This is a genomic window from Mediterraneibacter faecis, assembly GCF_055383675.1.
On record NZ_AP043803.1, the window covers coordinates 1,440,753 to 1,466,819 of the forward strand.

The window sequence follows — 26,067 nt, forward strand, 5'->3', positions numbered from 1 at the left end:
ATATGAGCGTATTGATTGGACACGCAAGCATCAGCGAGAACGGAACTATTAACGGAAAAAAGGGAGATCAGACGGGAAAAGAGGTATGTGTAAGAAACTTTTATAGTAAACCATGGGATTTTATGGCAATCCACCCGGACGCAAACGTAAGAGAGAAGCACGCAAAAGCGGTAGAGGCAGGCTGTGCAAATAACAATATCGGATACGGACAGGGCGATAGAAACACGCTGAACACAGAGGCAAAGAAAGTAAATTATGATTTGTCAAAAGTAGGGCTGTGCAATACGGACTGTAGCGAGTTTCAGAACGTGTGCGCCGTTGCATCTGGCGCAGCAGGCGTAACGCATGGCAGTAATGGGTGGACTACAGCAACCATGCGTAACGCATTAAAGGCTGCGGGCTACAAAATCATTACAGACAGTGCATTTCTGAAAAATGAAAATTACTGTGTAAGAGGTGCAATCTATGTAAAAGAAAGCTCACACACCGTATGCGGACTGACAAATGAAACATACGCAGCACAGACGCTTGCAAAAGCAGGGATTGGGGGATACGCCGGAAATAACAACTATTCTGGCAAAGGAATTGGTACAGCGGTTGCAAAATGCGATATGAACATCAGAAGCGTAGCAGAAGTAAAGAGCAATACTGTATACAGTTCGATTAAAGCGGGCACAAAAGTAGAAGTGCTGGAGGTGTTGGCAAATGGCTGGTATAAGATTGTATGGGCGGGCGCATCTTGCGGCTATGCTTATACATCGAATACAAACAATAAGTATTATACATATACCGCCAACAGCAAAAACAACAGTACCAGCACCAGCGGCAGCAGTGGATTAAAGCAGACGCAGAAACCAGAATCAGCGTTGTGTTTTGATAAGACGCTGGCGGGTGCATATGTTGTTACAGCGGACAAATTGCACATGAGAGCAGGAGCAGGAAAAACAAAAGCGGACTATGGAACTATCGCAGAGGGTGGCAAAGTACATTGTTACGGATATTACAACAAAGAAAAGGGGACAGGTGCAAAATGGCTGTATGTTGCCTGCGGAAACGTAACGGGATACTGCCATAGCGATTATCTGAAAAGAGCATAATATGGACGCACAAACAGCGGGCAGAGTTTTGGCGGCGTTGGTAATATGTAGCGGGCACAATAAAGGCTGTGACGAGTGCCCGGCATACGATGTAGAAGCCACAGGAGAAGCACAGCAGAAACGATGCAATGAATTATTGAGCGATAGCAATATTGAAAAAGCATTAGAAACAATGAGAGGATAAAAGAAAGGGTAGCGGTGTGAGCCGTTACCCTTTTTGCCTACTGATTTAAAACCAGATCATAAAATACGTTTTCAGATAAAATCTGTATGTCCTTGCCTTTTAAAATAAGTGATTCAGCCTTTTTCTGTTTATTGCTTTTACCGTCTTTTATGAGACTGCAAAAATCATTATTGCCGAGAATTAAATAATTTGTTTTGGCTGTGACGTTATCCCCGCACTGCCCGCCGAGGTTTACCACAAGTTGCATGGCATCTTTACGCTGCATCTTTTCTAATGTGCCAGTGAATACACAGAGCTTGCCGTAAAGCGGGTGGCTGATATCAAAATTATCTGTAGTTGCCGTAATATCTTTTGCGTGTAGTTGGTGGCTGGAATAAGAAGCCTTAAAGCCGTCAAAGTCCCCATATTGTGAAACCGCATCAGAAAGCAAGGATTGATAGCAGGCGTTGCAGGCTTCACAATCAGCATAGGAGCGGTGCGCCGGGGAAGAAACTTTATAATGGGCGGCAACCGTTTCTAGTTTGTGGTTTTTCAGTTCCGGCAGCAGTTTCCTTGCAAAGCGCATTACATCAACAAAGGAATTGGTAAAATCAATGCTGTGCGTATCCTGCAATACGTCATAAATAAAATTGATATCGAAATTTACGTTATAGCCTACAAGGATATCAGAACCGACAAAATCATAGAAAGATTTAATTGCATCGGAAATGGCGGGAGCATCAGCAACCAGATCGTTTGTTATCCCGGTCAGTTCGGTTATAAAGCTGTCAATAGGTTCGGTGGGTTTAACAAGAGTAGTAAAAGAATCAACTAAAGAACCGTTTGAGTAGCGCAGTGCGGATAGTTCGATGATTTCACAATAACGGGAGTCCAGCCCGGTTGTTTCAATGTCAATTACCGTATAAGTATCTGGTGCGGCAATGAGGCTGCGCCCTTTATTTGGGCGGCTGGGTTTTTCTGATTTATCAGACGTAGTAACAAAAGGTTTCCCGTTTTCATCAATACCGATAGAAATGAACATAGTAAATACCCTCTTTCGTTTGAAAATTATAGTCATGCTGACCTTTAACACAATTATGCTTTTGAAATGTGGTAAAGTCAAGAAAAATTCTGATTATTAACACAAATACGATAGGGGCGTACTGAATGAAAATATACGCATACAAAGGGAAAGATAATTTATGTGGAGAACGCATAAGATTGGCAAGAGCGAAAAACAGAATTACACAAAGTGATTTAGCAACACGTATGCAGGTAGCTGGGGTTACAATAGAAAGAGATTCAATAAGCCGGATAGAACGGGGCACAAGAATTGTAACAGATTACGAATTGAAAATATTTTCTAAAGCGTTGGGCGTGAGCATGGAATGGTTGACAGACGAAAGCGGGACACTGTAACAATAGTTATGGTGTTTTTCTTTATAAAAAAATACACCCAATGAGTAAAAAAATAATTGACAAATGTACTCAATGGGTATATAATATAATTGTAGCAAGGGAACAGCGGGAAAGGAGTTAAAAAATGGAGAACGAAGAAATGAGCAAAGCCGATTTAATAGCAATGTTGGTATCAATTAGAGAAGTAGCAAGAACAAACGGGGAAACACATACAGTAGAACATATAGAAAAAATTCTTGAAGAAGTAAGAAAATAAAATAGAATAAAATAAAGGGAACACACGAGGGGCGGATACCTAAACAATCCTGCTAACCGCCCCAAGTGCTTAATTAGATTATAGCAGGAAAAAAATAAAAGGCAAGAGGTGTAAATGAAATGAAAGCAGTAAAGGGATACACAAAAAATGATTATATTGCAATCTGCCAAGAGGAAGATGGTGGAGAAAGTTTTAATTTCAAATCAATGAACGAAGCTGTTAAATATTTTGTGAAATTTATGCCGGGTTCTTTAAAAAAAGAAGCTATTGCAAGAATTAAGAATGATACAAATTGTGATTGGGTTTTCTTTGAAGATGGAAGCGTTATTTTTAGATACTACGGAAAAGGATATAATGAAACAATTATAAATGAAATGAGAGAAAATGGATATGGAGCGTAAGGAAACAGACAAAATGACGGTTGAAGAGGCACGCAAACAGCAGGGCATGAGCAGGCGCGAGGTATCGGAATGGTTAGAGATACCATATAGAACGCTGACAAACTGGGAGAATGGGGTACGGAGTTGCCCGCATTATATTGAAAAGCTGATAGTAGAAAAAATATTGCAGGGCAAATAACGAAAAGCACACAGAGAGCCGCAGGACAACAACGCCTGCGGCTTGTTTTACGAAAGAGGGCGGGAACATGGCAAATCAAAAGGGTAGCAGACAATTAAAGCACAATGATAGAATCAGATTAGAAGCCTTGTACAATGCAGGGCATAAGGTTGTGGAGATCGCAGAAATTTTGCATGTACACCGCAGTACAATTTATAACGAGCTGAAGCGTGGACAATATGAACATTTGAACAGTGATTATACAAGAGAAATGAGATACAGCGCAGACCTTGCACAACGGAAGTATGAGGAAAATTTAAAAGTGCGAGGAACGCAATTAAAGATAGGAAATGATATTAAGCTGGCAAATTACATAGAGGACAAAATAATAAATGAAGATTACAGCCCGGACGCAATCATAGGGGAACTGACAGCAGAGGGACGCTGGGGAGAATTTCAAACCAGAATATGCACCACTACGGTATACAACTATATTGATAAGGGAATCTTTTTAAAAGTAACAAATAAGGACTTGCCAGTAAAGAAGAAGAAAAAACGCAAGTATAATAAGGTAAAGAAACAGAAAAGGGCAGAAGCAGGGGAAAGCATAGAGAATAGACCAGAAGCAATAAACAACCGGGAAGAGTTCGGACATTGGGAAATGGACAGCGTAATAGGACAGCGTGGAAAATCGAAAAATACATTGCTGACACTCACAGAGCGAAAGACACGAGCAGAAATTATTTTTAAATTGCCGGATCACAGCGCAGAGGCGGTAGTGGCAGCAGTTGACAGATTAGAGAATCGCTGGGGAGAAATGTTTAAGACGGTATTTAAGAGCATCACAGTAGACAACGGCACAGAGTTTGCATATTGTGCAGAGTTGGAGCGTTCAGCGATAGGAGAGGGGAAAAGAACCAAAATGTATTATTGCCACCCGTACAGTAGTTGGGAGCGTGGTACAAACGAGGTAACAAATAAAATGGTACGCCGCCGAGTTCCAAAGGGCACAAATTTTGACGGACGGACAGAGGAAGAAATACAGGCAGTAGAAGAGTGGATAAATAAGTATCCTAGGCGCATACATGGGTATAAATCAGCAGGGCAGTTATTTGATGAAGAACTTAAAAGAATCAGCTAATCTAATAAAAGGGCATAACGGCTGGCTGGAAACGGTACAGCCTTATTGGATTGCTTATAAAAAGAACCGTAGAAACAGAATATACAATAAAAGCACATATGTTTTGTACAAAATGCCGATATTGAAATTTTGTCGAAAAAAAGGTTGAAATTTTTAAAATATAAAATAAAATAAAAAAGTTGTTGACATCTGATAGGTGTTAAGTATATAATAATCAAGTCGGTTGCGACAAAGCGTAAGTGGAAGCCGCAGCCGACATATGAATATGGGATCTTAGCTCAGCTGGGAGAGCATCTGCCTTACAAGCAGAGGGTCACAGGTTCGAGCCCTGTAGGTCCCATATCTAATTAAATATGGCGGGATAGCTCAGTTGGCTAGAGCACACGGTTCATACCCGTGGTGTCGCTGGTTCAAATCCAGTTCCCGCTACTTATATGGGATCTTAGCTCAGCTGGGAGAGCATCTGCCTTACAAGCAGAGGGTCACAGGTTCGAGCCCTGTAGGTCCCATATACTAACTAAATATGGCGGGATAGCTCAGTTGGCTAGAGCACACGGTTCATACCCGTGGTGTCGCTGGTTCAAATCCAGTTCCCGCTACTTATATGGGATCTTAGCTCAGCTGGGAGAGCATCTGCCTTACAAGCAGAGGGTCACAGGTTCGAGCCCTGTAGGTCCCATATACTAATTAAATATGGCGGGATAGCTCAGTTGGCTAGAGCACACGGTTCATACCCGTGGTGTCGCTGGTTCAAATCCAGTTCCCGCTACTATAACGAAGACTGCGTGCTTAAGAAATTAGTACGCAGTCTTTTTACGCAAATTTACTGGTTACTGCTTATATCAAGCAAAGAAATAATAGTATTAAGGAGCAACTTGTGGTAATATAACAGATAATGATATAGAAAAAAGTTGTTGTCTTTCGTTTATATTTTAAAACGTGGCCAATAACAGAAATACGGAGGAAACAAGATGAATAAAAAAAGCGGATATGCGCTCAGAATAGTACTTGGAGGTTATCTTACCTACCTGGGTATCAGAATCTTAAGTGAGATGATCCAGCAGCGTCCTAGCAATATGACACTTATGTCAGTACTGGCAGTTGTATTTATCCTGGTTGGAGTTGCTTATGCAGGGAATGCCATCTGCAAAACGTTTGAAATTGATATCAAAAAGCAGATTGCGAAGATGATAGCAAAGAGAAAAGCGGAGCAGAAACGAAAAGCAGAAGAAGCGGCAGCGGCGAAGGAAATGTCACAGGTAACAGAGAGCACAACGACAGAAGTATCGGAAGACGAAAAAGTATCAGACAATACAATGCCGACAATGCTTTCAGAAGAAGACAGGAAGAAGCTGGAAGACGCAGTGTCTAAGGCAGATTCCGAGGAAAAAACAATGCAAGACAGCAAGGCTGAAGCTATAGAAAAAACAGCAGATTCAGATTCAACAGAAAACGAAGCAGCGGAAAAAACAGTATCAGAAGAAAAAGTAGAATCGGTAGAAAAACCGGTGACTACAACAGAATCAGAGGAAACACCGGACGAAGAAATAAAAGCTGAAGAAACAGCGACTGAAGAAACATCAGTTCAGGAAGAACTGACAGACACAAGAGTGGTAGATATTTTTGCAGAACTGAATGAAGAACCTGTTTCAGAAGATGCTGAAAATGATTTTGAGGAGAAATAATTATGCGTGTAGGTATGGGATATGATGTTCATAAGTTAGTTGAAGGAAGAAAACTGATCCTGGGTGGAGTTGAGATTCCTTACGAGAAAGGTCTCTTAGGACATTCGGATGCAGACGTTATGCTGCATGCAGTGATGGATGCACTTCTCGGGGCAGCAGCACTTGGAGACATTGGCCTTCATTTTCCGGATACAGATCCGAAATATAAGGGTGCATCCAGTATAAAACTGCTTGAGCACGTAGGCGGACTTTTGGAAGAAAATGGTTATGTGATCGAGAATATTGATGCAACGATCATTGCGCAGCGTCCAAAGATGCGTCCGCATATTGATCAGATGCGGGAAAACATGGCGAAAGCGCTTAAAATTGACGTTGATCAGATCAATGTAAAGGCTACAACAGAAGAGGGTCTTGGCTTTACCGGAAGTGGCGAAGGAATCTCATCCCAGGCGATCTGTGCGATTGAAAAATTTACGAATTACAGTAGCGTGGATGTGATGGAGAAGCCTGCAGGATGTGGTGGATGCTGTGCGGGAAAATAAGATGAAGATTCGAAAGCTGGACCAATCAGAGCATGGGAAAACCCGGAGCTTGTGGGAACAGGTATTTTCAGAAGACAGTCAGGAATTTGTTGATTATTACTATTATATCAAGACAAAAGACAATACGATTTATGTAATAGAGGAAGACGATGAGATACGTGCGATGCTGCAGCTGAACCCTTATCAGGTAAAGTTACAGGAAAGTGTCGTTCCATCGGATTATATCGTGGGAGTTGCCACGCAGGCAGAATATAGAGGCAGAGGATATATGAGAAATCTTCTGATTCATGCATTACAGGATCAGTATTCACAGAAGATGCCATTTACCTTCCTGATGCCGGCGGCAGAAGCAATCTATTATCCTTATGATTTCCGATTTGTTTATGAACAGAAACAAATCGAGCTTGATGAAGCATTTTTTTCTGCAAGAAAAGAATATAAAAATGATGAATATAGAAATATATCACAAGAGCGGATTGTAGACCGTGATGCAAGATTTATGGATGCAGGGAAGATGGCGGCATTTGTTGAAGAGAATTTTTCGGATTGCTGGAATGTTGTTGCTTTAAGAAATGCACAATATTATCAGACACAGATTCTCGAACAACAGAGCGAGTTTGGCGGGATGCGGCTTGTCTTTGAAGAAGAGAAGCTGGTCTGTATCTATGCATATGCGAAAGAAGAGGGGCTCGAGATCAGGGAACCACTTTATTTGGAAGGGAAAGAAGATCTCTTCTGGGCGTCGGTGGATGGTCTTAGAGAACCGGAAGAAAAGGTTTCGGTTTATGGGTTTAAGGAAGCACCTGACTGGCCAGATGATGAAACGTCTGCATATAAAGAAAAACCGCTTATTATGATCAGAATCGTTCATTTACAGGAACTATTTTCTGAAATGAAAATCCCGTCAGAACGTGAGATCCATTGCTCTTTTGCGGTGATCGATCCGATTCTTCATAAGAATAGCAGGATCTGGAAACTCAGTAGCTCAAAAGGAGAAGAAAGCCTGAGCGTGTCTGAAACGGAAGATTCACAGGGAGTACTTTCCATTGCAGCATTGACGGAAATATTGTTTGGATACAAAACTCCTGAAGAAATACGTGCAGAGGAAAACGTAATTCTTACAGAAGAGCTAGAGGAAGAACTGAGGAAACTTCAGAACCTCTGTCCAATATTTTTGAATGAGATTGTCTGAATAAAATGTTAAAATGCAGTTGATCGGCAGAGATAATAGTTGACAAAAAATGATTTTTTGCATAAGATAATAGAGATGTTGAAAACAATAAATATTGGTAATAGAATTGAGAAAGACAAAGAACGGGAAGAGTAACAGAGATTTGGACTCATAGAGAGAAGGTGTCACCGGCTGAAAGCACCTTTGAGAGAAGAAACTGTGAAGTGCCCCCGGGAGTCGATCCTGTGAATGGAGTAGCAGGGTACGTCAGGCACACGTTACGTGCGTGAAAGTGAAAGAAGTTATACTTCTTTTATTAGAGTGGAACCGCGGATAGAACTTCGTCTCTAGATTGAGACGAAGTTTTTTGTATATTAGGAAAGTCTCTTTCCTAATATATAAAAAACGCTCCGCTCAGGATGCGCACTGCGGCGTACTAAGTGCATTCTTGAATCAGAAAGGAACGATAAATATGGGAATGATATCTTATGTCAAACAGGAGATAGAGGTGATCCGAGAGCGAGATCCTGCGATCAAATCAAACATGGAAGTATTTTTGTACCCAAGCTTTAAAGTAATCTTAAGCTACAGAGTGGCGCATAAGCTTTACCTGAAAAAGCATTATTTCTGGGCACGCTGGATTTCTCAGAGAGCAGCGCGTAAGACAGGGATTGAGATCCATCCGGGTGCAACAATTGGAAAGGGACTTTTTATCGATCATGGAACAGGTGTGATCATCGGAGAAACTACGATCATCGGAGATAATGTAACACTGTATCAGGGGGTTACGCTTGGCGGTACCGGAAAAGAACAGGGAAAACGTCATCCAACGTTGAAAGATAATGTTATGGTGAGCGCCGGCGCAAAGATTCTGGGTTCTTTTACAATCGGAGAAAATTCTAAGATCGGAGCTGGTTCTGTAGTACTTGAAGAGGTTCCACCGAACTGTACAGTTGTCGGTGTGCCGGGACGAATCGTCCGCATGGACAACAAGAAAGTCCCAAGAAGTGATATGGATCAGGTACATTTACCGGACCCGGTACTTACAGATATTCGAGAACTGCAGGAAGAGAATATAAAACTTCACAAACGTTTGGAATCTATGATAAAATATATGCGATGTGTGGAGAAAGAAAATAAGGAGAGTAAGAACGATGAAGATTTATAATACAATGTCAAAAAGAAAAGAAGAGTTTGTTCCTTTAGAGGAAGGAAAAGTAAAGATGTATGTATGCGGTCCGACTGTATATAATTACATCCATATTGGAAATGCAAGACCAATGATCGTGTTTGATACTGTCCGCAGATATTTTGAATACAAGAATTATGATGTGAATTATGTATCTAACTTTACGGATGTCGATGACAAGATCATTAAGAAAGCAAACGAAGAAGGCGTTACAGCAGAAGAAATCTCACAGCGTTACATTGCAGAGTGCAAGAAAGATATGGACGGCATGAATATTGAGCCGGCAACAAAGAATCCGCTTGCAACAGAAGAGATTGACGGTATGATCAGCATGATTGAGACACTGATTGAGAAAGGCTACGCATACGAGAAGAACGGAACTGTATATTACCGTACAAGAAAGTTCAAAGATTATGGTAAATTATCCCATAAGAACCTTGATGATCTTCAGTCAGGCGGACGTACCCTTCTTGTAAGCGGTGAGGATGAGAAAGAAGATTCTCTGGATTTTGTTCTCTGGAAGCCGAAAAAAGAAGGCGAGCCTGCATGGGTTTCTCCATGGGGTGAGGGACGTCCGGGATGGCACATTGAGTGTTCAGAGATGTCCAAGAAATATCTTGGTGAGCAGATCGATATTCATGCAGGTGGGGAAGACCTGATCTTTCCACATCATGAAAATGAAATTGCGCAGAGTGAAGCAGCGAACGGAAAAGAGTTCTCCAGATACTGGATGCATAACGGGTTCCTGAACATTGATAACCGTAAGATGTCCAAGTCTCTTGGAAATTTCTTCACAGTTCGCGAGATCAGTGAGAAGTATGACCTTCAGGTACTTCGTTTCTTCATGTTAAGCGCACATTACAGAAGTCCACTGAACTTCAGCGCTGAATTGATGGAAGCAGCAAAGAGCGGACTTGAGAGAATCATTACAGCAGCTGATCGTCTGAAATTCCTTATGGGAAGCGCGAAGACAGAAGATATGGCAGAGACAGAAGCAGAGAAGTTTGCAAAGTCAGCAGAATATGTTGGAAACTTTGAGAGCGCTATGGATGATGACTTCAATACAGCAGATGCGATCGCAGCAGTATTTGATCTTGTAAAATTCATTAATACGATGACAGACGAAGACAGTTCCAAAGAGTATCTTGAGAATCTGTTTGACCGTCTGGTAAGACTGACAGAAGTACTTGGAATTATTGTTGATAAAGAAGATGAGATTCTTGATTCTGACATTGAAGCATTGATCGCTGAGCGTCAGGCAGCAAGAAAAGAGAAAAACTTTGCAAGAGCAGATGAGATCAGAGATGAGCTTCTTGCGAAAGGTATCGTTCTGAAAGATACAAGAGAAGGAGTACAATGGAAAAGAGCATAACAGCAGGTTTAGAAGAGTATATCCGGACAATTCCCGGTATGAAAGAGATTGATGCAAAGCAGTGTTCCCCACTGGTTCTTGCTTATGTGGGAGACTGTGTTTATGATCTGATCATTAAGACGATGGTGGTCGGCCGTGGAAACAGGCCGGTCCACCGTCTCCATGAAGAGACAAGCCAGTATGTGCAGGCATCAGCACAGTCCTTTATGATGCGTTCCATGCAGGAGCATCTGAATGAGGAAGAACATGGAGTTTACCGGAGAGGAAGAAATGCACGATCTGTGTCTCCGGCAAAGAATCAGTCAATTACAGATTACAGAAGAGCGACAGGTTTTGAGGCATTGATCGGACATTTATATCTGACAGGTCAGTATGAACGACTGACAGAGCTTGTAAGTATCGGACTTGAAAGCATTGAAAAAGAGATAAAGGAAAAAGGAGCAGAACATGCAGGAAAATAGAGAACAGGGAACAGAGACATTTGTAATTGAAGGAAGAAATGCCGTACTGGAAGCATTTCGTTCCGGACGTACGATTGACAAGATTTATGTTCTTGACGGATGCCAGGACGGACCGGTAAGAACAATTGTACGTGAAGCGAAAAAACACGGATCTCTGATCAATTTTGTGACAAAAGAAAGACTTTCCCAGCTCTCAGAGACAGGGAAACATCAGGGCGTGATCGCGCATGCGGCAGCATATGAATATTCTACGATCGACGATATGCTTAAGCTGGCAGAAGAGAGAGGCGAAGCTCCGTTTCTGATTCTTTTAGACAATATTGAAGATCCGCACAATCTTGGCGCGATCATTCGTACAGCGAACCTTGCAGGTGCACACGGAGTCATTATTCCAAAGAGAAGAGCAGTTGGTCTGACAGCGACAGTTGCGAAGACATCTGCCGGAGCTTTGAATTATACACCGGTCGCAAAGGTGACGAATCTTGTGAAGACAATGGAAGAACTCAAGGAAAAAGGACTCTGGTTTGTATGTGCTGATATGGATGGCGAGCAGATGTATGACCTGAACCTGACAGGACCGATCGGTCTTGTGATCGGAAATGAAGGTGAGGGCGTTGGCCGCCTTGTGAAAGAAAACTGTGATTTCGTTGCAGGAATTCCAATGAAAGGTCAGATTAATTCTCTGAATGCATCTGTGGCAGCAGGCGTTCTTGCTTATGAGATCGTAAGACAGAGGATTTCGCAGAAATAAATATGAGTATTGCTCGAAAAAAGAGTGATAACAGGTGATAATCGGATGAGTAAGTATGACAGAATGACAGATGAGCAGCTTTTATGTGATTACAAAAATGGAAATCAGGAGATTATGGATTACCTGATGGTGAAATATAAATCCATGGTAAGGAAGAAAGCGCGTGCAATGTATCTGTTGGGTGGAGAGAACGAGGATCTGATCCAGGAAGGAATGATCGGTCTGATCAAAGCAGTGAGGGATTTTGATGTAACGCAGAAAACATCATTTTCAAGTTTTGCAGAACTTTGTGTCTCCAGACAGATGTACTCGGCAATTGAGGCATCAAATCGAAAAAAGCATCTGCCTTTGAATTCTTATGTTTCGTTATATGAAGACAGTGAAGAGGTAGGAGAGGGGAGAAGTCTTCCTTTGATTGACACGATAGAATCATCGAAGGAGAATGATCCGGAAGTTCTCTATTTTGGAAAAGAATATACAGAAGCTTTTGCGGAGCAGCTCAAAGAATTGCTCAGTCCATTAGAAAATCATGTTCTTTATCTGCACTTGATGGGAACGGATTATCGGACGATTGCGGAATTACTTGGAAAGAGTCCGAAGTCAGTGGACAATGCACTTCAGAGGATCAAGACAAAAGCACAAAAGATTCTGCCGTAAAGGAGAAATACGGATGAAGAAAAAATACAATTACTTTTTGGCACTTGCAGTCTTTCTGGTGATCATGATCTGCTTTAACAAATTCGGATACATCATTTCTTATCTGGCCGCAATTGGCGGGCCTCTGGTTATGGGAAACAATGGAACAATGGTGGTTTATGAGTTCCTGATGAGTCATTTGAATCTGGTATCGGCAATTTTGTACCTTATGGTTCTGCCTATTCCTGCTTTATGGTATTATCTTGCTTTTCAGCTGCGTGAAGGAGGAATCCGTGCAATCCCAGGCAAATGCAGAAGAGTCGGATGGGACGGATGCGTTTTAATCGCGCTGTTTACTTTTGGCATGATACACGTGACCAGTATTATACTGGCAATTGTAGCACGGTCACTTCCGGATGCGATGGATAATTATCAGAATCTGATAGAAAATTCCGGCCTGACAGAATACTCGCTGATGTGGGTTTTCAGTACATTGATTCTTCCACCTCTTGTGGAAGAAATGATTTTCCGGGGTTTGATCCAGAAATATCTTGAACGTGCCGGAATGCATTGGATCCTGGCGAATGTTGTACAGGCGGTTCTGTTTGGAGTGTTCCATCAAAATCTCGTACAGGGAATTTATGCGGCACTTTTGGGGTTTGCACTTGGATTTGTGGCGCAGCGCTATAACACCCTGGCGGCATCCATGCTGATGCACATGTTCTATAATCTGATGGGAACGCTGATCGTAGATCTTGAGAGCAGATTCCTTCCGGCAATAGTAATGGGAATGATTATCCTGATCAGTATTCCGATGACAGTGAGTGCTGTGACGTTGATTTGTCTGACAACAAATAATAAAAAAACAGAGGTTTGAAAAGATGAGATTTGTAATACAAAGAGTAACAGAGGCATCTGTTACGATTGATGGTGAGATATCCGGAAAGATTGGAAAAGGGTATCTTGTTTTGATTGGAGTAGCAGATACAGACACAAAAGAGATTGCAGACAAAATGATACGAAAAATGATCGGACTTCGTATTTTTGAAGATGAACAGGGAAAAACAAACCTTTCGCTTGCTGATGTGGACGGAGGTCTTCTTCTGGTTTCACAGTTTACGTTATATGCAAACTGTAAGAGAGGAAACAGACCAAGCTTTATTGAAGCAGGAAAACCGGATATGGCGAATGAGATGTATGAATATATCATTGAAAAATGCAGGGAATCAGTGGATGAAGTACAGACCGGAGAGTTTGGAGCTGATATGAAGGTTCAGCTGCTCAATGACGGGCCATTTACCATTTTGCTGGATTCAGATCAGCTTTAACTTGACAATCAAACTCAAGTAGTGTATATTTAATTTTGCGTTCTGCTGGAACGCAATAAGCTGTCTTGGCGCAGTCGGTAGCGCGTCGCCTTGGTAAGGCGGAGGTCGGGGGTTCAAGTCCCCTAGACAGCTTTGAATCTTTCCCCGGAAACGCCCGTAAGTGCGGTGTTTTCGGGGTTTTTCTTTTGTGAAAATTCCAATCCGTAGGAATTTTACAGACTTTCCTATGGACTTACAGGCTTGAAAGAAAAAAGCAATTCCTTGTTGAAGATTCTTTCACTTGTCATAAAATATGTTATACTGAAGTTAATTGAAGTGGTGGTTCAAGGTGACGGGTTCTGCAGAAGGGGAAGCCGTATGAGCGAAAAGAATTATGAAACAAGTGAATTAAAAGAACTGAAAGATGCGTTACAGACGTTTACAGAGTTTGTATGGGAGATGGAAGAATATCTGCCGGAATTTTATCATTTTTTTGATGCGATGAGGCAGAACATTGAGATTTTTCTTCAGGTTGGCGAAGAGGATGAAGAACAGATTCATGAGATTTTGGAACGGGATTGGGAGAAAGCACATGCACCGCTTGTGGGAGTACAGTGTTATGATTTTCAAGAATCACATCCAGAGGCAGAAGCAGGAACTTGTGTTTATTTTGCGAATCTTTTGACAGAAATCGGTCGTTTTTTTGAACCGATGAGTATGTTGGGAGTGTTTTGAAAGAAGTGAAAAGGAGGAACGGATATGGCATCGTTTTTAGAAGACATCACACCATTTTATGGGACAGGAGAACGGAATGGGAAAGGACAGACACTGGAAGAATTTCTGGAAGAATATGATCCATATCGATATAAAAATCCGTGTTGTACAACAGACACAGTTGTTTTCTCTTATAAAGATGAACAGGCACTGAAAGAGGGACGATTAAAGGTGCTTTTGGTTAAGAGAGGAAATCATCCCAGTATTGGGTGTTGGGCTCTTCCGGGAGGATTTGTAAATTTGCGGGAGAATCTGGAGGATACAGCAAGACGGGAACTGCAGGAAGAGACCGGAGTCAGCGGACTTCCGGTGGAACAGTTTGCCTGTTATGGAGATTATCAGAGAGATCCGAGAGCGAGGATCATTACAAGTGCGTATCTTTCTATTGTAAAGGAGTCGGATGTAAGTGTGGAGGCCGGAGATGATGCGGCAGATGCGGCGTGGTTTGAGATAGAGATGGAACCGGAGACAGTATATGAAGAAGATGGATGGGAAAAGACGGAATATCATCTGACAATTCAAAATCAGAATCAGAAGAGAAATGCGGTTATCCTGAAAAAGGAGCGGACAGGATTGGTCAGAGAAAAATACTATGTTGTAAAAGAAGGTGGAGGAATTGCAGTGGATCATGCAGCGATTCTGGCACAGGCTTATGAATTATTAAAAGGCAGATTGTAAGCGGAAAAAGAATCTCTTGTGGTTGTCCTTTTTATGTGATAAGATATTGAGCATGAAAACCTGTAGGATAAATCACACTTCCGAAGGAATGTGACAGATCATCCGGATGGTACTTATGGTTAGTAGGAGGAAGATATGGAGAACGAAACAGTTTCAAAGAATTTTATTGAACAGGAGATAGATAAGGATCTGGCAGAAGGAGTTTACGATCATGTATGCACCCGTTTCCCACCGGAGCCGAATGGATACCTTCATATTGGTCATGCGAAGTCTATCCTTTTGAACTATGGACTGGCAGAGAAGTATAATGGTGAATTCCATATGAGATTTGATGATACGAACCCGACAAAGGAGAAGACAGAATTTGTTGAGTCTATCAAAGAGGATATTAAGTGGCTGGGCGCTGACTGGAAGGATCATCTTTATTTTGCATCCGATTATTTTGATCAGATGTATGAGTGCGCTGTGAAGCTGATCAAGAAAGGAAAAGCATTCGTCTGTGATCTTACAGCAGAACAGATGCGTGAATATAGAGGAACACTTACAGAACCAGGAAAAGAAAGTCCATATAGAAATCGTTCTGTAGAGGAGAACCTTGAGCTTTTTGAGAATATGCGTGCCGGAAAGTATGCAGACGGAGAGAAAGTGCTTCGTGCAAAAATTGATATGGCATCACCGAATATCAATATGCGTGACCCGATCATTTATCGTGTTGCCCGCATGACACATCACAATACAGGGGATAAGTGGTGTATTTATCCGATGTATGATTTCGCTCATCCGATCGAGGATGCAATCGAGGGAATCACACATTCCATCTGTACACTTGAGTTTGAAGATCACAGACCTCTTTATGACTGGGTTGTAAAAGAATGTGAATTCGAGAACCCACCGCGTCAGATTGAGTTCGCAAAACTGTATCTTACGAATGTTGTAACAGGAAAGCGTTATATTAAGAAGCTCGTAGAAGATAAGATTGTTGATGGCTGGGATGATCCAAGACTGGTTTCTATTGCAGCGCTCAGAAGAAGAGGATTTACACCGGAGTCAATCAAGATGTTTATTGATATGTGTGGTATTTCAAAGAGCCAGAGCTCTGTTGATTATGCGATGCTTGAGTACTGTATCCGTGAAGATCTGAAGATGAAGCGTTCCCGTATGATGGCTGTACTTGATCCGATCAAGCTTGTGATTGATAACTATCCGGAAGGAGAAGTTGAATATCTGGATGTTGCGAATAATCTGGAGAACGAAGAACTCGGACAGCGTAAAGTTCCGTTCTGTCGTGAACTTTACATCGAGAGAGACGACTTCATGGAAGAACCGCCAAAGAAATATTTCCGCTTGTTCCCAGGGAATGAAGTTCGTCTGATGCACGCATATTTTGTGAAATGTGAAAGCTTTGTAAAGGATGAGAATGGTAACGTGACAGAAGTTCACTGTACTTATGATCCTGAGACAAAGGCTGGAAGTGGATTTACAGGACGTAAGGTGAAAGGAACAATTCATTGGGTTCCGGCACCATATGCACAGAAAGCAGAAGTAAGACTGTATGAGAACCTTGTAGATGAAGAGAAGGGTGTATACAATAAAGAGGATGGTTCTCTGAACCTGAATCCAAATTCTCTGAAGATTATCAAAGATGCTTATGTGGAGCCAAGCTTTGCAGATGCGAAAGCTTATGATAGCTTCCAGTTTGTAAGAAACGGATTTTTCTGTATCGATGCAAAGGATTCTACACCGGAGAATCTGGTATTTAACCGTATTGTTTCTCTGAAGAGTTCTTTCAAACTGCCGAAGAAATAAAAAACGGACTGCCGTGATCACAATGAGAAATTGTTCACGGCAGTTTTTCATAGTTATAGGTGTGATGCAGAGGGAGAACAAGAATGTATGAATTGACAATGAGTTTGAATCCAAAATCAAAAACTCCGCTGTATGAACAGATTTATGAATTTATCAAGGAAGAGATTCAGAATAACGTAATACAGAGTGGAGAGCGGCTTCCATCTACAAGAGCATTGAGTAAGCATCTGGTAGTGAGCAGGAGTACAGTAGAACTTGCATATGAACAGCTCCTGTCGGAAGGGTATGTGGAGGCAATCCCATGCAAAGGATATTTTGTCGCAAAGATCGAAGGCATATATCAGCTTCAGAAGAGACCGGAGATCAAAGTTGAACCGATTTCTTCAGGAGTGACAGAATACGCGTATGATTTCACTCCGAACGGTGTGGATCTCAACAGTTTTCCGTATAATGTCTGGAGAAAATTATCCAAAGAATGCCTGATAGATGATAAGGCAGAGATGTTCCGATTGGGGAATCCTCAAGGGGAATATGGGCTTCGGAATGTAATCAGCAGTTATTTGCATCAGGCAAGAGGAATACACTGTCATCCGGATCAGATCATTATTGGAGCAGGAAGTGATTATTTGCTTATGCTTTTAACGACAGTGATTGGAAATTGTCATAAAGTTGCGCTGGAAAACCCAACCTATGGACAGGCCTATCGTTTGTTTGAACGATTAAGCTATAAAGTCTGTACTGTTGATATGGATCAAAGCGGGATGCGGATTGATGAATTAGAGAAATCAGGGGCGGATATTGCATTTGTCATGCCGTCTCATCAGTATCCACTTGGATGTGTTATGCCGATACAAAGAAGAATGGAACTTTTGAAATGGGCAGATGGGGCAGAAGGCAGATATATTATTGAAGATGATTACGATAGTGAATTTCGATATAAAGGAAAGCCGATTCCGGCACTGCAGGGAAGTGATAGCAATGGGAAAGTGATTTATACAGGTACCTTTTCTAAATCACTGGCACCGTCTATTCGAATGAGCTATATGGTGCTTCCGGAACATATTTTGAAAATTTATCAGGAAAAATGCAGATTCATCAGTTCTACTGTCTCCAAGGTGGATCAGATGATTCTTCAGAAATTTATGGAAGAAGGCTATTATGAGCGACATCTGAATAAAACACGCGCATTATATAAGAACAGGCATGATGTTCTGATCAGCAGCCTTCGGAAGATGAAAGAGATTCTGGAAATTTCCGGAGAAAATGCAGGTGTTCACCTGTTGTTGCATTTTAAAACGGATGATTCCGAAAAGGATTTGATTGAAAAAGCAGCGAAACAAAGTGTCAGAGTTTATGGCTTATCAGAGTATTGTGTAAAAGATAATGAAGACAGTACAGGAAAAGCGGTGATTCTGTTAGGTTATGCAAACATGAATGAGGAGAGAATCCGTGCAGCAGTTCAACTACTCTGTAAGGCATGGAAATAGATGATAGAAAAACAGGCTGTATTTTAATAAAAAAGAGAAGCGGATCGTTCAATTTTATTAAGTGTAAGATTGAACCATCCGCTTTCTTTTTTATTATTCGTTTTCAGCAATCGTATCATCTGATTCATCAGAAACTGCTGGTTGTGTTTCTGCTTCAGAAGAGTCAGCGCTGTCAACATCAGATTTTTCAGTTAAATCATCTGGTCGGGCTGCCTGCAAAGATACATAAGATCTTTCCTGTGTTGGTTCAAGATCCTGATCCAGATCAAATGTATCGGAATCCGTTTCTTCTTTATTACTATCGGTGCTATCTGCTTTTATATCAGAGGATGTACTCTTTGATTTTTTGATCAGACGAACAGCAAGAAGTCCGATTGCAGTACCAACAGTGCCAAGTCCAACTATCCATTTGATTAATTTTTTCAATTCTATAGTCTCCCTTCTATTAAACTAAATTTCATACTGATAAACAGTTTGCTCTCAGGGGAAAACCGCCTGATTTACTTTCCATTGTAATACTTTTATCGCAGAAATACAATATTTCTGACATTTAAATAAAAAAATGCGAAATAACGTTTTACAACCCTGCAAAAGTATAGTATAATTCTTAAGGCGGTAATGGTTATAAGTACCGCTGATTAATATTATTTACAAGCAAACATACGCAGGAGGGTTTGAAATGGTAAAAGCAGTAGTTGGTGCAAACTGGGGCGATGAAGGAAAAGGTAAGATCACAGACATGCTCGCCAGAGAGGCAGATATCATCGTTCGTTTTCAGGGTGGTGCGAATGCAGGCCATACAATTGTGAATGATTACGGAAAATTTGCGCTGCATACACTGCCATCAGGTGTGTTCTATGGACATACGACCAGCATCATTGGTAATGGTGTCGCACTGGATGTGCCGCGTCTTTTCGCAGAGGTACAGTCTATAGTAGAAAAAGGCGTTCCGATGCCGAAGATTCTTGTATCCGACAGAGCACAGATGGTAATGTCTTATCACAAGAATTTTGACGCATATGAAGAAGAGAGACTCGGAGGAAAATCTTTCGGTTCCACAAAGTCAGGAATTGCTCCGTTCTATTCAGATAAGTATGCAAAGATCGGTTTTCAGGTTAGTGAGCTGTTTGATGATGAACTTTTGAAGGAGAAGGTTGTGCGCGTGGCAGAGCAGAAGAATGTACTGCTTGAGCATTTATACCACAAACCACTGATTAATCCTGATGAGTTATATAACGAACTGATGGAATATAAGAAAATGGTAGAGCCGTTTGTAGCTAATGTATCTCTTTATCTTCACGAGGCAATCAAAGAAGGAAAGACAGTTCTTCTTGAAGGACAGTTAGGATCCATGAAAGATCCGGATCACGGAATTTATCCAATGGTTACATCTTCCTCAACACTTGCAGGATACGGTGCGGTCGGAGCAGGAATCCCACCATACGAGATCAAGCAGATCGTTACAGTATGTAAAGCATACTCAAGTGCAGTAGGAGCCGGAGCTTTCGTAAGCGAGATCTTTGGGGAGGAAGCAGACGAGCTTAGAAGACGTGGTGGTGACGGCGGAGAGTTCGGCGCTACAACAGGACGTCCAAGAAGAATGGGATGGTTTGACTGTGTTGCATCCAAATATGGCTGCAGAATGCAGGGAACAACAGATGTAGCATTTACAGTACTCGATGTACTTGGATATCTGGATGAGATTCCGGTGTGTGTTGGTTATGAGATCAATGGAGAAGTTACTAAAGAATTCCCGGTAACACATCTTCTTGAGAAGGCAAAACCGGTTTACAAAGTTCTTCCGGGATGGAAAGAAGACATTCGTGGAATCAAGAACTACGAAGATCTTCCGGAAAACTGCCGTAAATACATTGAATTCATTGAGAAAGAGATCGAGTATCCGATCACAATGATCAGTAACGGACCAGGAAGAGACGATATTATTTATCGTAATAAATAATGAAACAGAAATACAGGACAGGAAGTGAAAGCTTACCGTCCTGTATTTTTTATATATTAGGAAAGTTCTTTCCTAATATATAAAAACGCTCCGCTAGGGATGCGCACTGCGGCGTACAATGTAGTTGTTGCTCCGCGTGGAATCTGCACGGAAAACAAAAAGATAGTAATAAATCAGAAAGTTCCTCATATAATATATAGCTGAGAAAAAAGAAGGAGGAATTCGATGGAACAGAACAGCAATGAAAAAGACAGAGAAAATTTATCCATGGAAGAATATCTGAAGAGGAGACAGGCAGTAAAAACCCGGGAAACAGCTTCGCATGTCGCCCGGGGAGTAGATTCTGTCAGTGCATTACTGACTGCAGTATTTTATTTATGATCAGAATTGTCTTTTGAATCATCTTTCAACAGTCGTGTGACCAGCAACAATCCATAGAGAATAACAGGAACGAAAATGGTTGCAGCGATAGATGCTTTGAGAAGATCAGAAGCAACAGGTGAATCAATCAGTGCAAAAATCAGTGTGCACAAATACATTGCGATAAGAATAAAAACCCCTAACAGTGCAGAAATACGTTTCAGTTTTTTCATGTGACCAGTCCTTTCATACGCCAATATAGTAATAGTAACAGTATATATCAAATAATTGTTTACGGCAAATAAAATTTGTTATATAATAAAAGGGCGATTGAATTCGAAGTTTAAAGATAAAGGAGCAATATACAATGAGTGAGAAATGTTTATTAGACCAGTGGCGTGATATGGCCTATGACCGTAATCTTCCGAAAGATCAGCTGGAGAAGTTCTGGGGAACATACTTTACAATCGAAAGAGAGATTTACGAGCAGCTGCTCGAGAACCCGGATGAAGAAGTGAAGGGAACAGTGAAAGAGCTTGCTGAGAAATATGGACAGGATGTCATGACAATGGTCGGATTCCTTGATGGAATCAATGACAGTCTGAAGACAGCAAACCCGATCGAGACAATGGAAGAAGATACAGTTGTAAGTCTTGCATTTGATAAAGAACTTCTTTACAAGAACATGATCGATGCAAAAGCTGACTGGTTGTATGGACTCCCACAGTGGGATAAGATCTTTGATGCAGAGACAAAGAAACGTCTGTATCGTGAGCAGAAACAGTCTGGTACAGTTCGCAAAGCGAAAAAGATCGGAAGAAATGATCCATGTCCGTGCGGAAGTGGAAAGAAATATAAATTCTGCTGTGGAAAGAACGCATAAGAATCAGATTACTGGCGGTATGTATTGAGAGATACATACCGTTTTGTGTTTTTGGATATAAGTGTATATATTTAAAAGAAAGGGACATACTGATATTGTTCTAATAAGATTAAGAGGAGGAAATCAGTATGCCAGAATTAAGCTGTACCGTACAGACATGTGTACACAATTATCAGTATCTTTGCGAACTGGATAAGATCCAGGTGGGAGGAAACAGTGCGAAGAATGCGAAGGAGACCTGTTGCGATAGCTTTGAAGAAAGAAGAGAGGGAAGTTATAGCAATAAGACGGATTCGATGAAGTCTGTTTCAGATTGCTCAGACGTTGACTGCCAGGCGAAAGATTGCAGATATAATGAAGAGTGCAAATGTCACGCAGGGAAAATCAGTGTAGAAGGCGGTGACGCCTGCCACAGCAGTGGGACAGAATGTGCAACATTTGATTGTTGCTGTAATTGAGTATCAGATAAAAGTATAAAATCGTGATAAATAGAAAGAGATTTGGAAGAGAGGATCTTCTGAATCTCTTTTTTCTACTGTTGACTCTATTATTGCAACCGCGTTATAATCGTAATATGTATATTTAACAGAAGAAAGGAAATGATCGTACATGAGTGAATATCGACAGGATGAGCATACGACAGCGAAAGAGGCGTCAAAGACTCATACAGATCAAAGTTATAGGCACAATTCGTGGGAAGAGCATGAAAAAAGAAGGTATAGCTTCAAAGAACAGGCCATAAAAAGTATGACGTTGTTCTTCGTAGTTGCGACATGTATCTTATTTTATTTTGCACTTTTGAGATTGGGACAGATTTCATCTGTATTTAAGCAGTTTTTAACAGTGGCAAAACCTATTATTTATGGACTGGCAATTGCATATTTGCTGAATCCGATTGTGAAGTGGATAGACCGTCGGATGATTCCGCTTTTGGAGAAACATTGTCCCAAATTAAAGAAGAAAAAACAGATATCAAGAGGAGTTGGAATCTTCGTATCTGTCATCTTAATGTTGGCATTGATTACTACACTTCTCAATATGATGATTCCGGAGTTATATGGAAGTATCCGCGACATGATTTTCACTGTGCCGAGTCAGATGAACCGGTTTATCCATGAATTCAGTAAGATGCATTCTTCTGATTCAACAGTTGGAAAGATGTTGGCGAGCATAGTTGAAGAAGCAAGTGATTTTGTTCAGAACTGGATGAAGACAGATTTGATGGAGAAAGTGAATCTGTGGATGACACAGCTTACTGTGGGAATGATTCAGATGGTTCGTGAAGTCTTTAATTTTATTATTGGAATCATTGTCTCTATTTATGTTTTGTTTAGCAAAGAGAAGTTCCAGAAACAGACAAAGAAGCTGATCTACGCGGTATTTCGTCCGGGACAGGCCAACATGATTCTTCAGATTGGAGGAAAAAGTAATGAGATCTTCGGTGGATTTATTATCGGAAAGATTATTGATTCTCTGATTATCGGAGTAATCTGTTTTATAGGATTATCAATTCTGAATATGCCATATACAATGCTGGTCAGCGTGATCGTAGGAGTGACAAATGTAATTCCATTCTTTGGACCGTATATCGGAGCAATTCCGAGTGCAATTCTGATTCTGCTTGCAGATCCATTGAAAGGACTCTATTTTATCATTTTTGTTATTGCATTGCAGCAGTTTGATGGAAATGTGCTGGGACCAAAGATTTTAGGAAATTCGACAGGACTTTCCTCGTTCTGGGTTGTTTTCTCAATCCTGATCGCAGGGGGATTATTTGGTATTCCGGGAATGCTTTTTGGTGTACCGACATTTGCGGTGATTTATTATATTGTAAATATGCTGGTTAATTCTATCCTGAAGAAAAAAGAACTTCCAACAGATACAGAGTGCTATGGAAAGAACGGATATGTAGATTCCGAAGGAATTTATATACAGAAAGAAAAACAGGAAGAGATAAAAGAAATACAAGAAGAAAAGGGAGATAAGGACAATGCCGATTCGAGTACAAAATGATTTGCCGGTAAAGGAAATATTGGAACAAGAGAATATCTTCGTGATGGATGAGATGCGTGCGGCACATCAGGATATCCGTCCGATCAGTATCGGACTTCTGAATCTGATGCCACTTAAGGAAGATACAGAACTTCAGATTCTGAGAGCGCTTTCAAACTCTCCGCTGCAGGTGGATGTTACTTTCGTAAGAGTGACAAGTCATGTATCAAAGAATACATCAACAAGTCACATTTATAAGTTCTATGAAGCGTTTGATGATATCAAGGATAAAAAGTTTGACGGATTTATTATCACGGGCGCACCTGTAGAACAGATGCCGTTTGAAGATGTAGATTATTGGGAAGAACTGAAACGTATTATGGAGTGGACAAAGACAAATGTTGTGTCTACACTTCATCTTTGCTGGGGAGCACAGGCTGGTATTTATTATCATTATGGAATTGATAAGGTACAACTTCCGGAAAAACGTTCAGGTTTGTTCTGGCACCACGTAAGGAACAGAAAGATTCCGATTGTCAGAGGATTTGATGATAAGTTTCTGGCACCGCATTCAAGACATACAGAAGTTCCGCAAGATCTATTGGAAAAAGATGACAGAATTACAATTCTTGCAGATTCGGAAGAAGCAGGAGTTTATCTTTGCATGGCGCAGGATGGACGTCAGATCTTTGTAATGGGACATCCGGAGTACGATAGAATGACACTGGATTCCGAGTATAAGAGAGATCTGGGGAAAGGATTGAATCCACAGATTCCGGAGAATTATTATCCGAATGATGATCCAGAGAAGAAACCAATGCTGAGCTGGAGAGCACATTGCAATAACCTGTATACGAACTGGTTGAATTATTACGTATATCAGGTAACACCGTATGATCTGTATGGAACGCCGTTCTAAAGGTTTGGATTAGAGAGTTTTAGTATAACGATAAGAAAAAACAAAAAAGCACCTTCGGAAGATACTGTTCTTCCGAAAGTGCTTTTTCTATATCCTGTTGCCGATTACGAATATTCTCAACAACTCTGAGACCAATTCCTATCGCCCAATCCAGTTGTCGAAAGGATCCGGTTTTACAGATATGAAATCATTCTGTACATCCGCGCTGTTCAGCTTGATCTGCTGTCGGCTCTTTTCAGCAGCTTCTTCAGATTCAAATAGCTGATCTTCCGGCAGTGTCAGTGCGCCGCAGGAGCCGATCAGCTGAATGATATAGTTCTCCCCCTGCTTGCGTGCAATCTTTCCTTTACGGATTGTTGTGTTGTTCTCAAGAATATATATAACATCATCTTTGTTGTACATCATTTCACATCCTCTTCATCAAATTCCAGGGTGATATAGTTGAATCTGTCGTCCTTCCAGATCTTAATGACTTTGCCTTTGCGGGCCTTCAAGCGTTCCCGGTTCTTGAAATTCGTGCTTGCGCCGTAGGCATGCTCAAGCATATACCAATAGGAAGTGGGAAGCTCATGTTCGACAATCTCCAAATAATCACCGACAGAGCAGCAATCTGGCTGTTCTGTAGTAAAGTCCATTGTTCGCATACTCTCACCTTCTGTTTCGTGTCTATAAAATCTATTATACTCTAAACACAGAATATCTCAAGAGAATTATTTCACCAACTTGTTTTTTACTTTCAAGTATTTTATAATAATGAATTACAGTGCTTGCGGGCAGGAAAGAATAAACTTCCTGTATACGAGGCAAGAAGAATGAGAAAACAGATAAAATGTGAAAATAAATTGGAGGTTATTAACAGAGATGAATCGAATTGCAAGATTTGAAAAAGTGAGTAAAGAAAAGTTTTTTGAAGGGTGGAAAGACACATTTGAGACAGCGGAAGAAAAAGAGATGGAAGCAATCTACGAGTCTTTAAAACTGCCGGGAAGAGCGACAGCCGGAAGTGCAGGATATGACTTCTTCGCACCGGTGAAAATCACACTGAAACCGGGAGAAACCGTCAAGATTCCAACGGGAGTCCGTGTGTGGATGGAACAGGACTGGGTACTGAAGTGTTATCCGAGAAGCGGTCTGGGATTCAAGTACAGACTGCAGCTGAATAATACAGTAGGAATTATCGACAGCGATTATTATTATTCCGACAATGAAGGACAGATCTTTGCAAAGATCACAAATGATTCTAATGAAGGAAAAACCGTAGAAGTAGAAGCAGGAGATGGATTCATGCAGGGAATCTTCGTACAGTACGGAATTACATTAGATGATGACGTGACAGAAGTAAGAAATGGTGGATTTGGAAGTACAACAAAAAAGAAATAAAAGGCTGACAGAATAATTTGTAAGAAAAAGGGAAACCTAAACTCAGTGAAGCCAAGGCAAATAAGAGGCAGAAAAAGAGG

At 41.1% G+C, this 26,067-nt stretch carries 33 protein-coding genes, 7 tRNA genes and 1 other annotated feature; of the genes, 35 read left to right on the forward strand and 5 right to left on the reverse strand.

All coding sequences use genetic code 11. From position 1 onward, the window contains the following. The first annotated feature begins 2 nt into the window (after window positions 1–2). Window positions 3–1,097, forward strand: a complete 1,095-nt coding sequence (locus tag ACZ47Z_RS06725; protein ID WP_464525996.1) for an endolysin-like domain-containing protein — start codon at window positions 3–5, stop codon at window positions 1,095–1,097. A 1-nt stretch (window position 1,098) separates the two neighbouring features. Continuing rightward, window positions 1,099–1,281 carry a hypothetical protein gene (locus tag ACZ47Z_RS06730; protein WP_054751093.1) on the forward strand — a complete coding sequence of 61 codons (183 nt, stop codon included), beginning with the start codon at window positions 1,099–1,101 and terminating at the stop codon, window positions 1,279–1,281. Between the two features lie 37 nt (window positions 1,282–1,318). On the opposite strand, the gene ACZ47Z_RS06735 is transcribed toward ACZ47Z_RS06730, so the two are convergent. After that, on the reverse strand, window positions 1,319–2,302 hold the full coding sequence (locus ACZ47Z_RS06735; protein WP_158581136.1) for an exonuclease domain-containing protein: 984 nt from the start codon (window positions 2,300–2,302) through the stop codon (window positions 1,319–1,321). Between the two features lie 125 nt (window positions 2,303–2,427). Here ACZ47Z_RS06735 and ACZ47Z_RS06740 point away from each other — a divergent pair, with 125 nt between their 5' ends. The 26 genes from ACZ47Z_RS06740 to pdxR all read left to right on the forward strand — a co-directional run bounded on the left by ACZ47Z_RS06740 (window position 2,428) and on the right by pdxR (window position 18,493). Continuing rightward, window positions 2,428–2,679, forward strand: coding sequence for a helix-turn-helix domain-containing protein (locus ACZ47Z_RS06740; RefSeq protein ID WP_464525997.1), 252 nt, complete (start codon window positions 2,428–2,430; stop codon window positions 2,677–2,679). Window positions 2,680–2,803: 124 nt separating this feature from the next. Beyond that, the gene (locus ACZ47Z_RS06745; RefSeq protein ID WP_268874316.1) at window positions 2,804–2,935 is read left to right on the forward strand and encodes a hypothetical protein; all 132 of its coding nucleotides are present in this window, start codon (window positions 2,804–2,806) and stop codon (window positions 2,933–2,935) included. Between the two features lie 119 nt (window positions 2,936–3,054). After that, complete coding sequence (locus ACZ47Z_RS06750; RefSeq protein WP_054751096.1) at window positions 3,055–3,336, forward strand: hypothetical protein; 282 nt, start codon at window positions 3,055–3,057, stop codon at window positions 3,334–3,336. Next, on the forward strand, window positions 3,326–3,514 hold the full coding sequence (locus ACZ47Z_RS06755) for a helix-turn-helix domain-containing protein (protein ID WP_243037918.1): 189 nt from the start codon (window positions 3,326–3,328) through the stop codon (window positions 3,512–3,514). Before ACZ47Z_RS06750 ends, ACZ47Z_RS06755 begins: the two co-directional genes overlap by 11 nt. A gap of 67 nt (window positions 3,515–3,581) precedes the next feature. Then, window positions 3,582–4,634 (forward strand): IS30 family transposase, encoded by a 1,053-nt coding sequence (locus ACZ47Z_RS06760; protein WP_464525998.1) that lies wholly within the window; start codon window positions 3,582–3,584, stop codon window positions 4,632–4,634. Between the two features lie 267 nt (window positions 4,635–4,901). Continuing rightward, window positions 4,902–4,974 (forward strand) — tRNA-Val (locus tag ACZ47Z_RS06765). Between the two features lie 15 nt (window positions 4,975–4,989). Beyond that, window positions 4,990–5,063: transfer RNA gene (locus tag ACZ47Z_RS06770), tRNA-Met, on the forward strand. Between the two features lie 7 nt (window positions 5,064–5,070). Continuing rightward, a tRNA-Val gene (locus tag ACZ47Z_RS06775) sits at window positions 5,071–5,143 on the forward strand. A gap of 16 nt (window positions 5,144–5,159) precedes the next feature. After that, window positions 5,160–5,233, forward strand: a tRNA-Met gene (locus ACZ47Z_RS06780). A 7-nt stretch (window positions 5,234–5,240) separates the two neighbouring features. Further along, window positions 5,241–5,313 (forward strand) — tRNA-Val (locus ACZ47Z_RS06785). Between the two features lie 16 nt (window positions 5,314–5,329). After that, window positions 5,330–5,403 (forward strand) — tRNA-Met (locus ACZ47Z_RS06790). A 202-nt stretch (window positions 5,404–5,605) separates the two neighbouring features. Continuing rightward, window positions 5,606–6,319, forward strand: a complete 714-nt coding sequence (locus ACZ47Z_RS06795; RefSeq protein ID WP_054751099.1) for a hypothetical protein — start codon at window positions 5,606–5,608, stop codon at window positions 6,317–6,319. 2 nt (window positions 6,320–6,321) lie between these two features. Further along, entirely contained in the window at window positions 6,322–6,861 is a 540-nt protein-coding gene (gene ispF, locus ACZ47Z_RS06800; protein WP_015528957.1) for a 2-C-methyl-D-erythritol 2,4-cyclodiphosphate synthase, read from the forward strand. 1 nt (window position 6,862) lies between these two features. Continuing rightward, a complete protein-coding gene (locus ACZ47Z_RS06805) occupies window positions 6,863–8,053 on the forward strand; it encodes a GNAT family N-acetyltransferase (protein ID WP_464525999.1) in 1,191 nt (396 codons plus the stop codon). Window positions 8,054–8,162: 109 nt separating this feature from the next. Continuing rightward, window positions 8,163–8,384, forward strand: a binding site (T-box leader). 120 nt (window positions 8,385–8,504) lie between these two features. Beyond that, window positions 8,505–9,200 carry a serine O-acetyltransferase EpsC gene (gene epsC / locus ACZ47Z_RS06810; protein WP_015528958.1) on the forward strand — a complete coding sequence of 232 codons (696 nt, stop codon included), beginning with the start codon at window positions 8,505–8,507 and terminating at the stop codon, window positions 9,198–9,200. Beyond that, complete coding sequence (gene cysS / locus ACZ47Z_RS06815) at window positions 9,187–10,593, forward strand: cysteine--tRNA ligase (protein ID WP_015528959.1); 1,407 nt, start codon at window positions 9,187–9,189, stop codon at window positions 10,591–10,593. Before epsC ends, cysS begins: the two co-directional genes overlap by 14 nt. Continuing rightward, window positions 10,578–11,054 (forward strand): Mini-ribonuclease 3, encoded by a 477-nt coding sequence (locus ACZ47Z_RS06820; RefSeq protein WP_015528960.1) that lies wholly within the window; start codon window positions 10,578–10,580, stop codon window positions 11,052–11,054. The genes cysS and ACZ47Z_RS06820 overlap by 16 nt, the downstream gene beginning before the upstream one ends. Next, window positions 11,041–11,805, forward strand: coding sequence for a 23S rRNA (guanosine(2251)-2'-O)-methyltransferase RlmB (rlmB, locus tag ACZ47Z_RS06825; protein WP_015528961.1), 765 nt, complete (start codon window positions 11,041–11,043; stop codon window positions 11,803–11,805). The genes ACZ47Z_RS06820 and rlmB overlap by 14 nt, the downstream gene beginning before the upstream one ends. Window positions 11,806–11,850: 45 nt before the next feature. Next, entirely contained in the window at window positions 11,851–12,462 is a 612-nt protein-coding gene (locus ACZ47Z_RS06830; RefSeq protein ID WP_117891165.1) for a sigma-70 family RNA polymerase sigma factor, read from the forward strand. 13 nt (window positions 12,463–12,475) lie between these two features. Beyond that, window positions 12,476–13,318 (forward strand): lysostaphin resistance A-like protein, encoded by an 843-nt coding sequence (locus ACZ47Z_RS06835; RefSeq protein ID WP_464526000.1) that lies wholly within the window; start codon window positions 12,476–12,478, stop codon window positions 13,316–13,318. Between the two features lie 4 nt (window positions 13,319–13,322). Beyond that, window positions 13,323–13,769 (forward strand): D-aminoacyl-tRNA deacylase, encoded by a 447-nt coding sequence (dtd, locus tag ACZ47Z_RS06840; RefSeq protein ID WP_015528964.1) that lies wholly within the window; start codon window positions 13,323–13,325, stop codon window positions 13,767–13,769. 59 nt (window positions 13,770–13,828) lie between these two features. After that, a tRNA-Thr gene (locus ACZ47Z_RS06845) sits at window positions 13,829–13,901 on the forward strand. A gap of 225 nt (window positions 13,902–14,126) precedes the next feature. Beyond that, complete coding sequence (locus tag ACZ47Z_RS06850; RefSeq protein ID WP_117539631.1) at window positions 14,127–14,483, forward strand: hypothetical protein; 357 nt, start codon at window positions 14,127–14,129, stop codon at window positions 14,481–14,483. Window positions 14,484–14,507: 24 nt separating this feature from the next. Continuing rightward, window positions 14,508–15,200: an NUDIX domain-containing protein gene (locus ACZ47Z_RS06855; RefSeq protein ID WP_464526001.1), complete on the forward strand. Its 693-nt coding sequence runs from the start codon at window positions 14,508–14,510 to the stop codon at window positions 15,198–15,200. A 135-nt stretch (window positions 15,201–15,335) separates the two neighbouring features. Next, window positions 15,336–17,006 carry a glutamine--tRNA ligase/YqeY domain fusion protein gene (locus ACZ47Z_RS06860; protein WP_117824945.1) on the forward strand — a complete coding sequence of 557 codons (1,671 nt, stop codon included), beginning with the start codon at window positions 15,336–15,338 and terminating at the stop codon, window positions 17,004–17,006. Window positions 17,007–17,089: 83 nt separating this feature from the next. Further along, the gene (gene pdxR / locus ACZ47Z_RS06865) at window positions 17,090–18,493 is read left to right on the forward strand and encodes a MocR-like pyridoxine biosynthesis transcription factor PdxR (protein ID WP_464526002.1); all 1,404 of its coding nucleotides are present in this window, start codon (window positions 17,090–17,092) and stop codon (window positions 18,491–18,493) included. Window positions 18,494–18,586: 93 nt separating this feature from the next. On the opposite strand, the gene ACZ47Z_RS06870 is transcribed toward pdxR, so the two are convergent. Further along, window positions 18,587–18,919, reverse strand: a complete 333-nt coding sequence (locus tag ACZ47Z_RS06870; RefSeq protein ID WP_054751107.1) for a hypothetical protein — start codon at window positions 18,917–18,919, stop codon at window positions 18,587–18,589. A gap of 253 nt (window positions 18,920–19,172) precedes the next feature. On the opposite strand from ACZ47Z_RS06870, the gene ACZ47Z_RS06875 reads away from it, so the two are divergent. Further along, the gene (locus ACZ47Z_RS06875; RefSeq protein ID WP_117891159.1) at window positions 19,173–20,453 is read left to right on the forward strand and encodes an adenylosuccinate synthase; all 1,281 of its coding nucleotides are present in this window, start codon (window positions 19,173–19,175) and stop codon (window positions 20,451–20,453) included. A gap of 225 nt (window positions 20,454–20,678) precedes the next feature. After that, window positions 20,679–20,834, forward strand: a complete 156-nt coding sequence (locus ACZ47Z_RS06880) for a hypothetical protein (protein WP_020436986.1) — start codon at window positions 20,679–20,681, stop codon at window positions 20,832–20,834. Here the strand turns inward: ACZ47Z_RS06880 and ACZ47Z_RS06885 are convergent. After that, a complete protein-coding gene (locus ACZ47Z_RS06885; RefSeq protein ID WP_020436987.1) occupies window positions 20,825–21,046 on the reverse strand; it encodes a hypothetical protein in 222 nt (73 codons plus the stop codon). The genes ACZ47Z_RS06880 and ACZ47Z_RS06885 overlap by 10 nt on opposite strands. A 134-nt stretch (window positions 21,047–21,180) precedes the next feature. Between ACZ47Z_RS06885 and ACZ47Z_RS06890 the strand changes: the two genes are divergently transcribed. From ACZ47Z_RS06890 to metA, 4 genes are all read left to right on the forward strand, one after another. After that, the gene (locus ACZ47Z_RS06890; RefSeq protein ID WP_015529015.1) at window positions 21,181–21,696 is read left to right on the forward strand and encodes an SEC-C metal-binding domain-containing protein; all 516 of its coding nucleotides are present in this window, start codon (window positions 21,181–21,183) and stop codon (window positions 21,694–21,696) included. Between the two features lie 128 nt (window positions 21,697–21,824). After that, on the forward strand, window positions 21,825–22,154 hold the full coding sequence (locus tag ACZ47Z_RS06895) for a DUF1540 domain-containing protein (protein WP_015529016.1): 330 nt from the start codon (window positions 21,825–21,827) through the stop codon (window positions 22,152–22,154). A 151-nt stretch (window positions 22,155–22,305) separates the two neighbouring features. Then, complete coding sequence (locus tag ACZ47Z_RS06900; RefSeq protein WP_055156173.1) at window positions 22,306–23,709, forward strand: AI-2E family transporter; 1,404 nt, start codon at window positions 22,306–22,308, stop codon at window positions 23,707–23,709. Further along, complete coding sequence (metA, locus tag ACZ47Z_RS06905) at window positions 23,687–24,607, forward strand: homoserine O-acetyltransferase MetA (RefSeq protein ID WP_117824940.1); 921 nt, start codon at window positions 23,687–23,689, stop codon at window positions 24,605–24,607. Before ACZ47Z_RS06900 ends, metA begins: the two co-directional genes overlap by 23 nt. Window positions 24,608–24,745: 138 nt before the next feature. On the opposite strand, the gene ACZ47Z_RS06910 is transcribed toward metA, so the two are convergent. Both ACZ47Z_RS06910 and ACZ47Z_RS06915 read right to left on the reverse strand, forming a co-directional pair. Continuing rightward, window positions 24,746–25,012, reverse strand: coding sequence for a hypothetical protein (locus tag ACZ47Z_RS06910; protein WP_242999336.1), 267 nt, complete (start codon window positions 25,010–25,012; stop codon window positions 24,746–24,748). Beyond that, on the reverse strand, window positions 25,009–25,251 hold the full coding sequence (locus ACZ47Z_RS06915; protein WP_015529020.1) for a hypothetical protein: 243 nt from the start codon (window positions 25,249–25,251) through the stop codon (window positions 25,009–25,011). Before ACZ47Z_RS06915 ends, ACZ47Z_RS06910 begins: the two co-directional genes overlap by 4 nt. A gap of 217 nt (window positions 25,252–25,468) precedes the next feature. Here ACZ47Z_RS06915 and ACZ47Z_RS06920 point away from each other — a divergent pair, with 217 nt between their 5' ends. Continuing rightward, window positions 25,469–25,987 carry a dCTP deaminase/dUTPase family protein gene (locus ACZ47Z_RS06920; protein WP_020435921.1) on the forward strand — a complete coding sequence of 173 codons (519 nt, stop codon included), beginning with the start codon at window positions 25,469–25,471 and terminating at the stop codon, window positions 25,985–25,987. Window positions 25,988–26,067 lie beyond the last annotated feature (80 nt).

What these genes read in the sequence shown, in the direction of transcription:
- ACZ47Z_RS06725 (WP_464525996.1), top strand. Translation starts at nt 3, where the DNA reads ATGAGCGTATTGATTGGACACGCAAGCATCAGCGAGAACGGAACTATT.
- ACZ47Z_RS06730 (WP_054751093.1), top strand. Translation starts at nt 1,099, where the DNA reads ATGGACGCACAAACAGCGGGCAGAGTTTTGGCGGCGTTGGTAATATGT.
- ACZ47Z_RS06735 (WP_158581136.1), bottom strand. Translation starts at nt 2,302, where the DNA reads ATGTTCATTTCTATCGGTATTGATGAAAACGGGAAACCTTTTGTTACT.
- ACZ47Z_RS06740 (WP_464525997.1), top strand. Translation starts at nt 2,428, where the DNA reads ATGAAAATATACGCATACAAAGGGAAAGATAATTTATGTGGAGAACGC.
- ACZ47Z_RS06745 (WP_268874316.1), top strand. Translation starts at nt 2,804, where the DNA reads ATGGAGAACGAAGAAATGAGCAAAGCCGATTTAATAGCAATGTTGGTA.
- ACZ47Z_RS06750 (WP_054751096.1), top strand. Translation starts at nt 3,055, where the DNA reads ATGAAAGCAGTAAAGGGATACACAAAAAATGATTATATTGCAATCTGC.
- ACZ47Z_RS06755 (WP_243037918.1), top strand. Translation starts at nt 3,326, where the DNA reads ATGGAGCGTAAGGAAACAGACAAAATGACGGTTGAAGAGGCACGCAAA.
- ACZ47Z_RS06760 (WP_464525998.1), top strand. Translation starts at nt 3,582, where the DNA reads ATGGCAAATCAAAAGGGTAGCAGACAATTAAAGCACAATGATAGAATC.
- ACZ47Z_RS06795 (WP_054751099.1), top strand. Translation starts at nt 5,606, where the DNA reads ATGAATAAAAAAAGCGGATATGCGCTCAGAATAGTACTTGGAGGTTAT.
- ispF (WP_015528957.1), top strand. Translation starts at nt 6,322, where the DNA reads ATGCGTGTAGGTATGGGATATGATGTTCATAAGTTAGTTGAAGGAAGA.
- ACZ47Z_RS06805 (WP_464525999.1), top strand. Translation starts at nt 6,863, where the DNA reads ATGAAGATTCGAAAGCTGGACCAATCAGAGCATGGGAAAACCCGGAGC.
- epsC (WP_015528958.1), top strand. Translation starts at nt 8,505, where the DNA reads ATGGGAATGATATCTTATGTCAAACAGGAGATAGAGGTGATCCGAGAG.
- cysS (WP_015528959.1), top strand. Translation starts at nt 9,187, where the DNA reads ATGAAGATTTATAATACAATGTCAAAAAGAAAAGAAGAGTTTGTTCCT.
- ACZ47Z_RS06820 (WP_015528960.1), top strand. Translation starts at nt 10,578, where the DNA reads ATGGAAAAGAGCATAACAGCAGGTTTAGAAGAGTATATCCGGACAATT.
- rlmB (WP_015528961.1), top strand. Translation starts at nt 11,041, where the DNA reads ATGCAGGAAAATAGAGAACAGGGAACAGAGACATTTGTAATTGAAGGA.
- ACZ47Z_RS06830 (WP_117891165.1), top strand. Translation starts at nt 11,851, where the DNA reads ATGAGTAAGTATGACAGAATGACAGATGAGCAGCTTTTATGTGATTAC.
- ACZ47Z_RS06835 (WP_464526000.1), top strand. Translation starts at nt 12,476, where the DNA reads ATGAAGAAAAAATACAATTACTTTTTGGCACTTGCAGTCTTTCTGGTG.
- dtd (WP_015528964.1), top strand. Translation starts at nt 13,323, where the DNA reads ATGAGATTTGTAATACAAAGAGTAACAGAGGCATCTGTTACGATTGAT.
- ACZ47Z_RS06850 (WP_117539631.1), top strand. Translation starts at nt 14,127, where the DNA reads ATGAGCGAAAAGAATTATGAAACAAGTGAATTAAAAGAACTGAAAGAT.
- ACZ47Z_RS06855 (WP_464526001.1), top strand. Translation starts at nt 14,508, where the DNA reads ATGGCATCGTTTTTAGAAGACATCACACCATTTTATGGGACAGGAGAA.
- ACZ47Z_RS06860 (WP_117824945.1), top strand. Translation starts at nt 15,336, where the DNA reads ATGGAGAACGAAACAGTTTCAAAGAATTTTATTGAACAGGAGATAGAT.
- pdxR (WP_464526002.1), top strand. Translation starts at nt 17,090, where the DNA reads ATGTATGAATTGACAATGAGTTTGAATCCAAAATCAAAAACTCCGCTG.
- ACZ47Z_RS06875 (WP_117891159.1), top strand. Translation starts at nt 19,173, where the DNA reads ATGGTAAAAGCAGTAGTTGGTGCAAACTGGGGCGATGAAGGAAAAGGT.
- ACZ47Z_RS06880 (WP_020436986.1), top strand. Translation starts at nt 20,679, where the DNA reads ATGGAACAGAACAGCAATGAAAAAGACAGAGAAAATTTATCCATGGAA.
- ACZ47Z_RS06885 (WP_020436987.1), bottom strand. Translation starts at nt 21,046, where the DNA reads ATGAAAAAACTGAAACGTATTTCTGCACTGTTAGGGGTTTTTATTCTT.
- ACZ47Z_RS06890 (WP_015529015.1), top strand. Translation starts at nt 21,181, where the DNA reads ATGAGTGAGAAATGTTTATTAGACCAGTGGCGTGATATGGCCTATGAC.
- ACZ47Z_RS06895 (WP_015529016.1), top strand. Translation starts at nt 21,825, where the DNA reads ATGCCAGAATTAAGCTGTACCGTACAGACATGTGTACACAATTATCAG.
- ACZ47Z_RS06900 (WP_055156173.1), top strand. Translation starts at nt 22,306, where the DNA reads ATGAGTGAATATCGACAGGATGAGCATACGACAGCGAAAGAGGCGTCA.
- metA (WP_117824940.1), top strand. Translation starts at nt 23,687, where the DNA reads ATGCCGATTCGAGTACAAAATGATTTGCCGGTAAAGGAAATATTGGAA.
- ACZ47Z_RS06910 (WP_242999336.1), bottom strand. Translation starts at nt 25,012, where the DNA reads ATGATGTACAACAAAGATGATGTTATATATATTCTTGAGAACAACACA.
- ACZ47Z_RS06915 (WP_015529020.1), bottom strand. Translation starts at nt 25,251, where the DNA reads ATGCGAACAATGGACTTTACTACAGAACAGCCAGATTGCTGCTCTGTC.
- ACZ47Z_RS06920 (WP_020435921.1), top strand. Translation starts at nt 25,469, where the DNA reads ATGAATCGAATTGCAAGATTTGAAAAAGTGAGTAAAGAAAAGTTTTTT.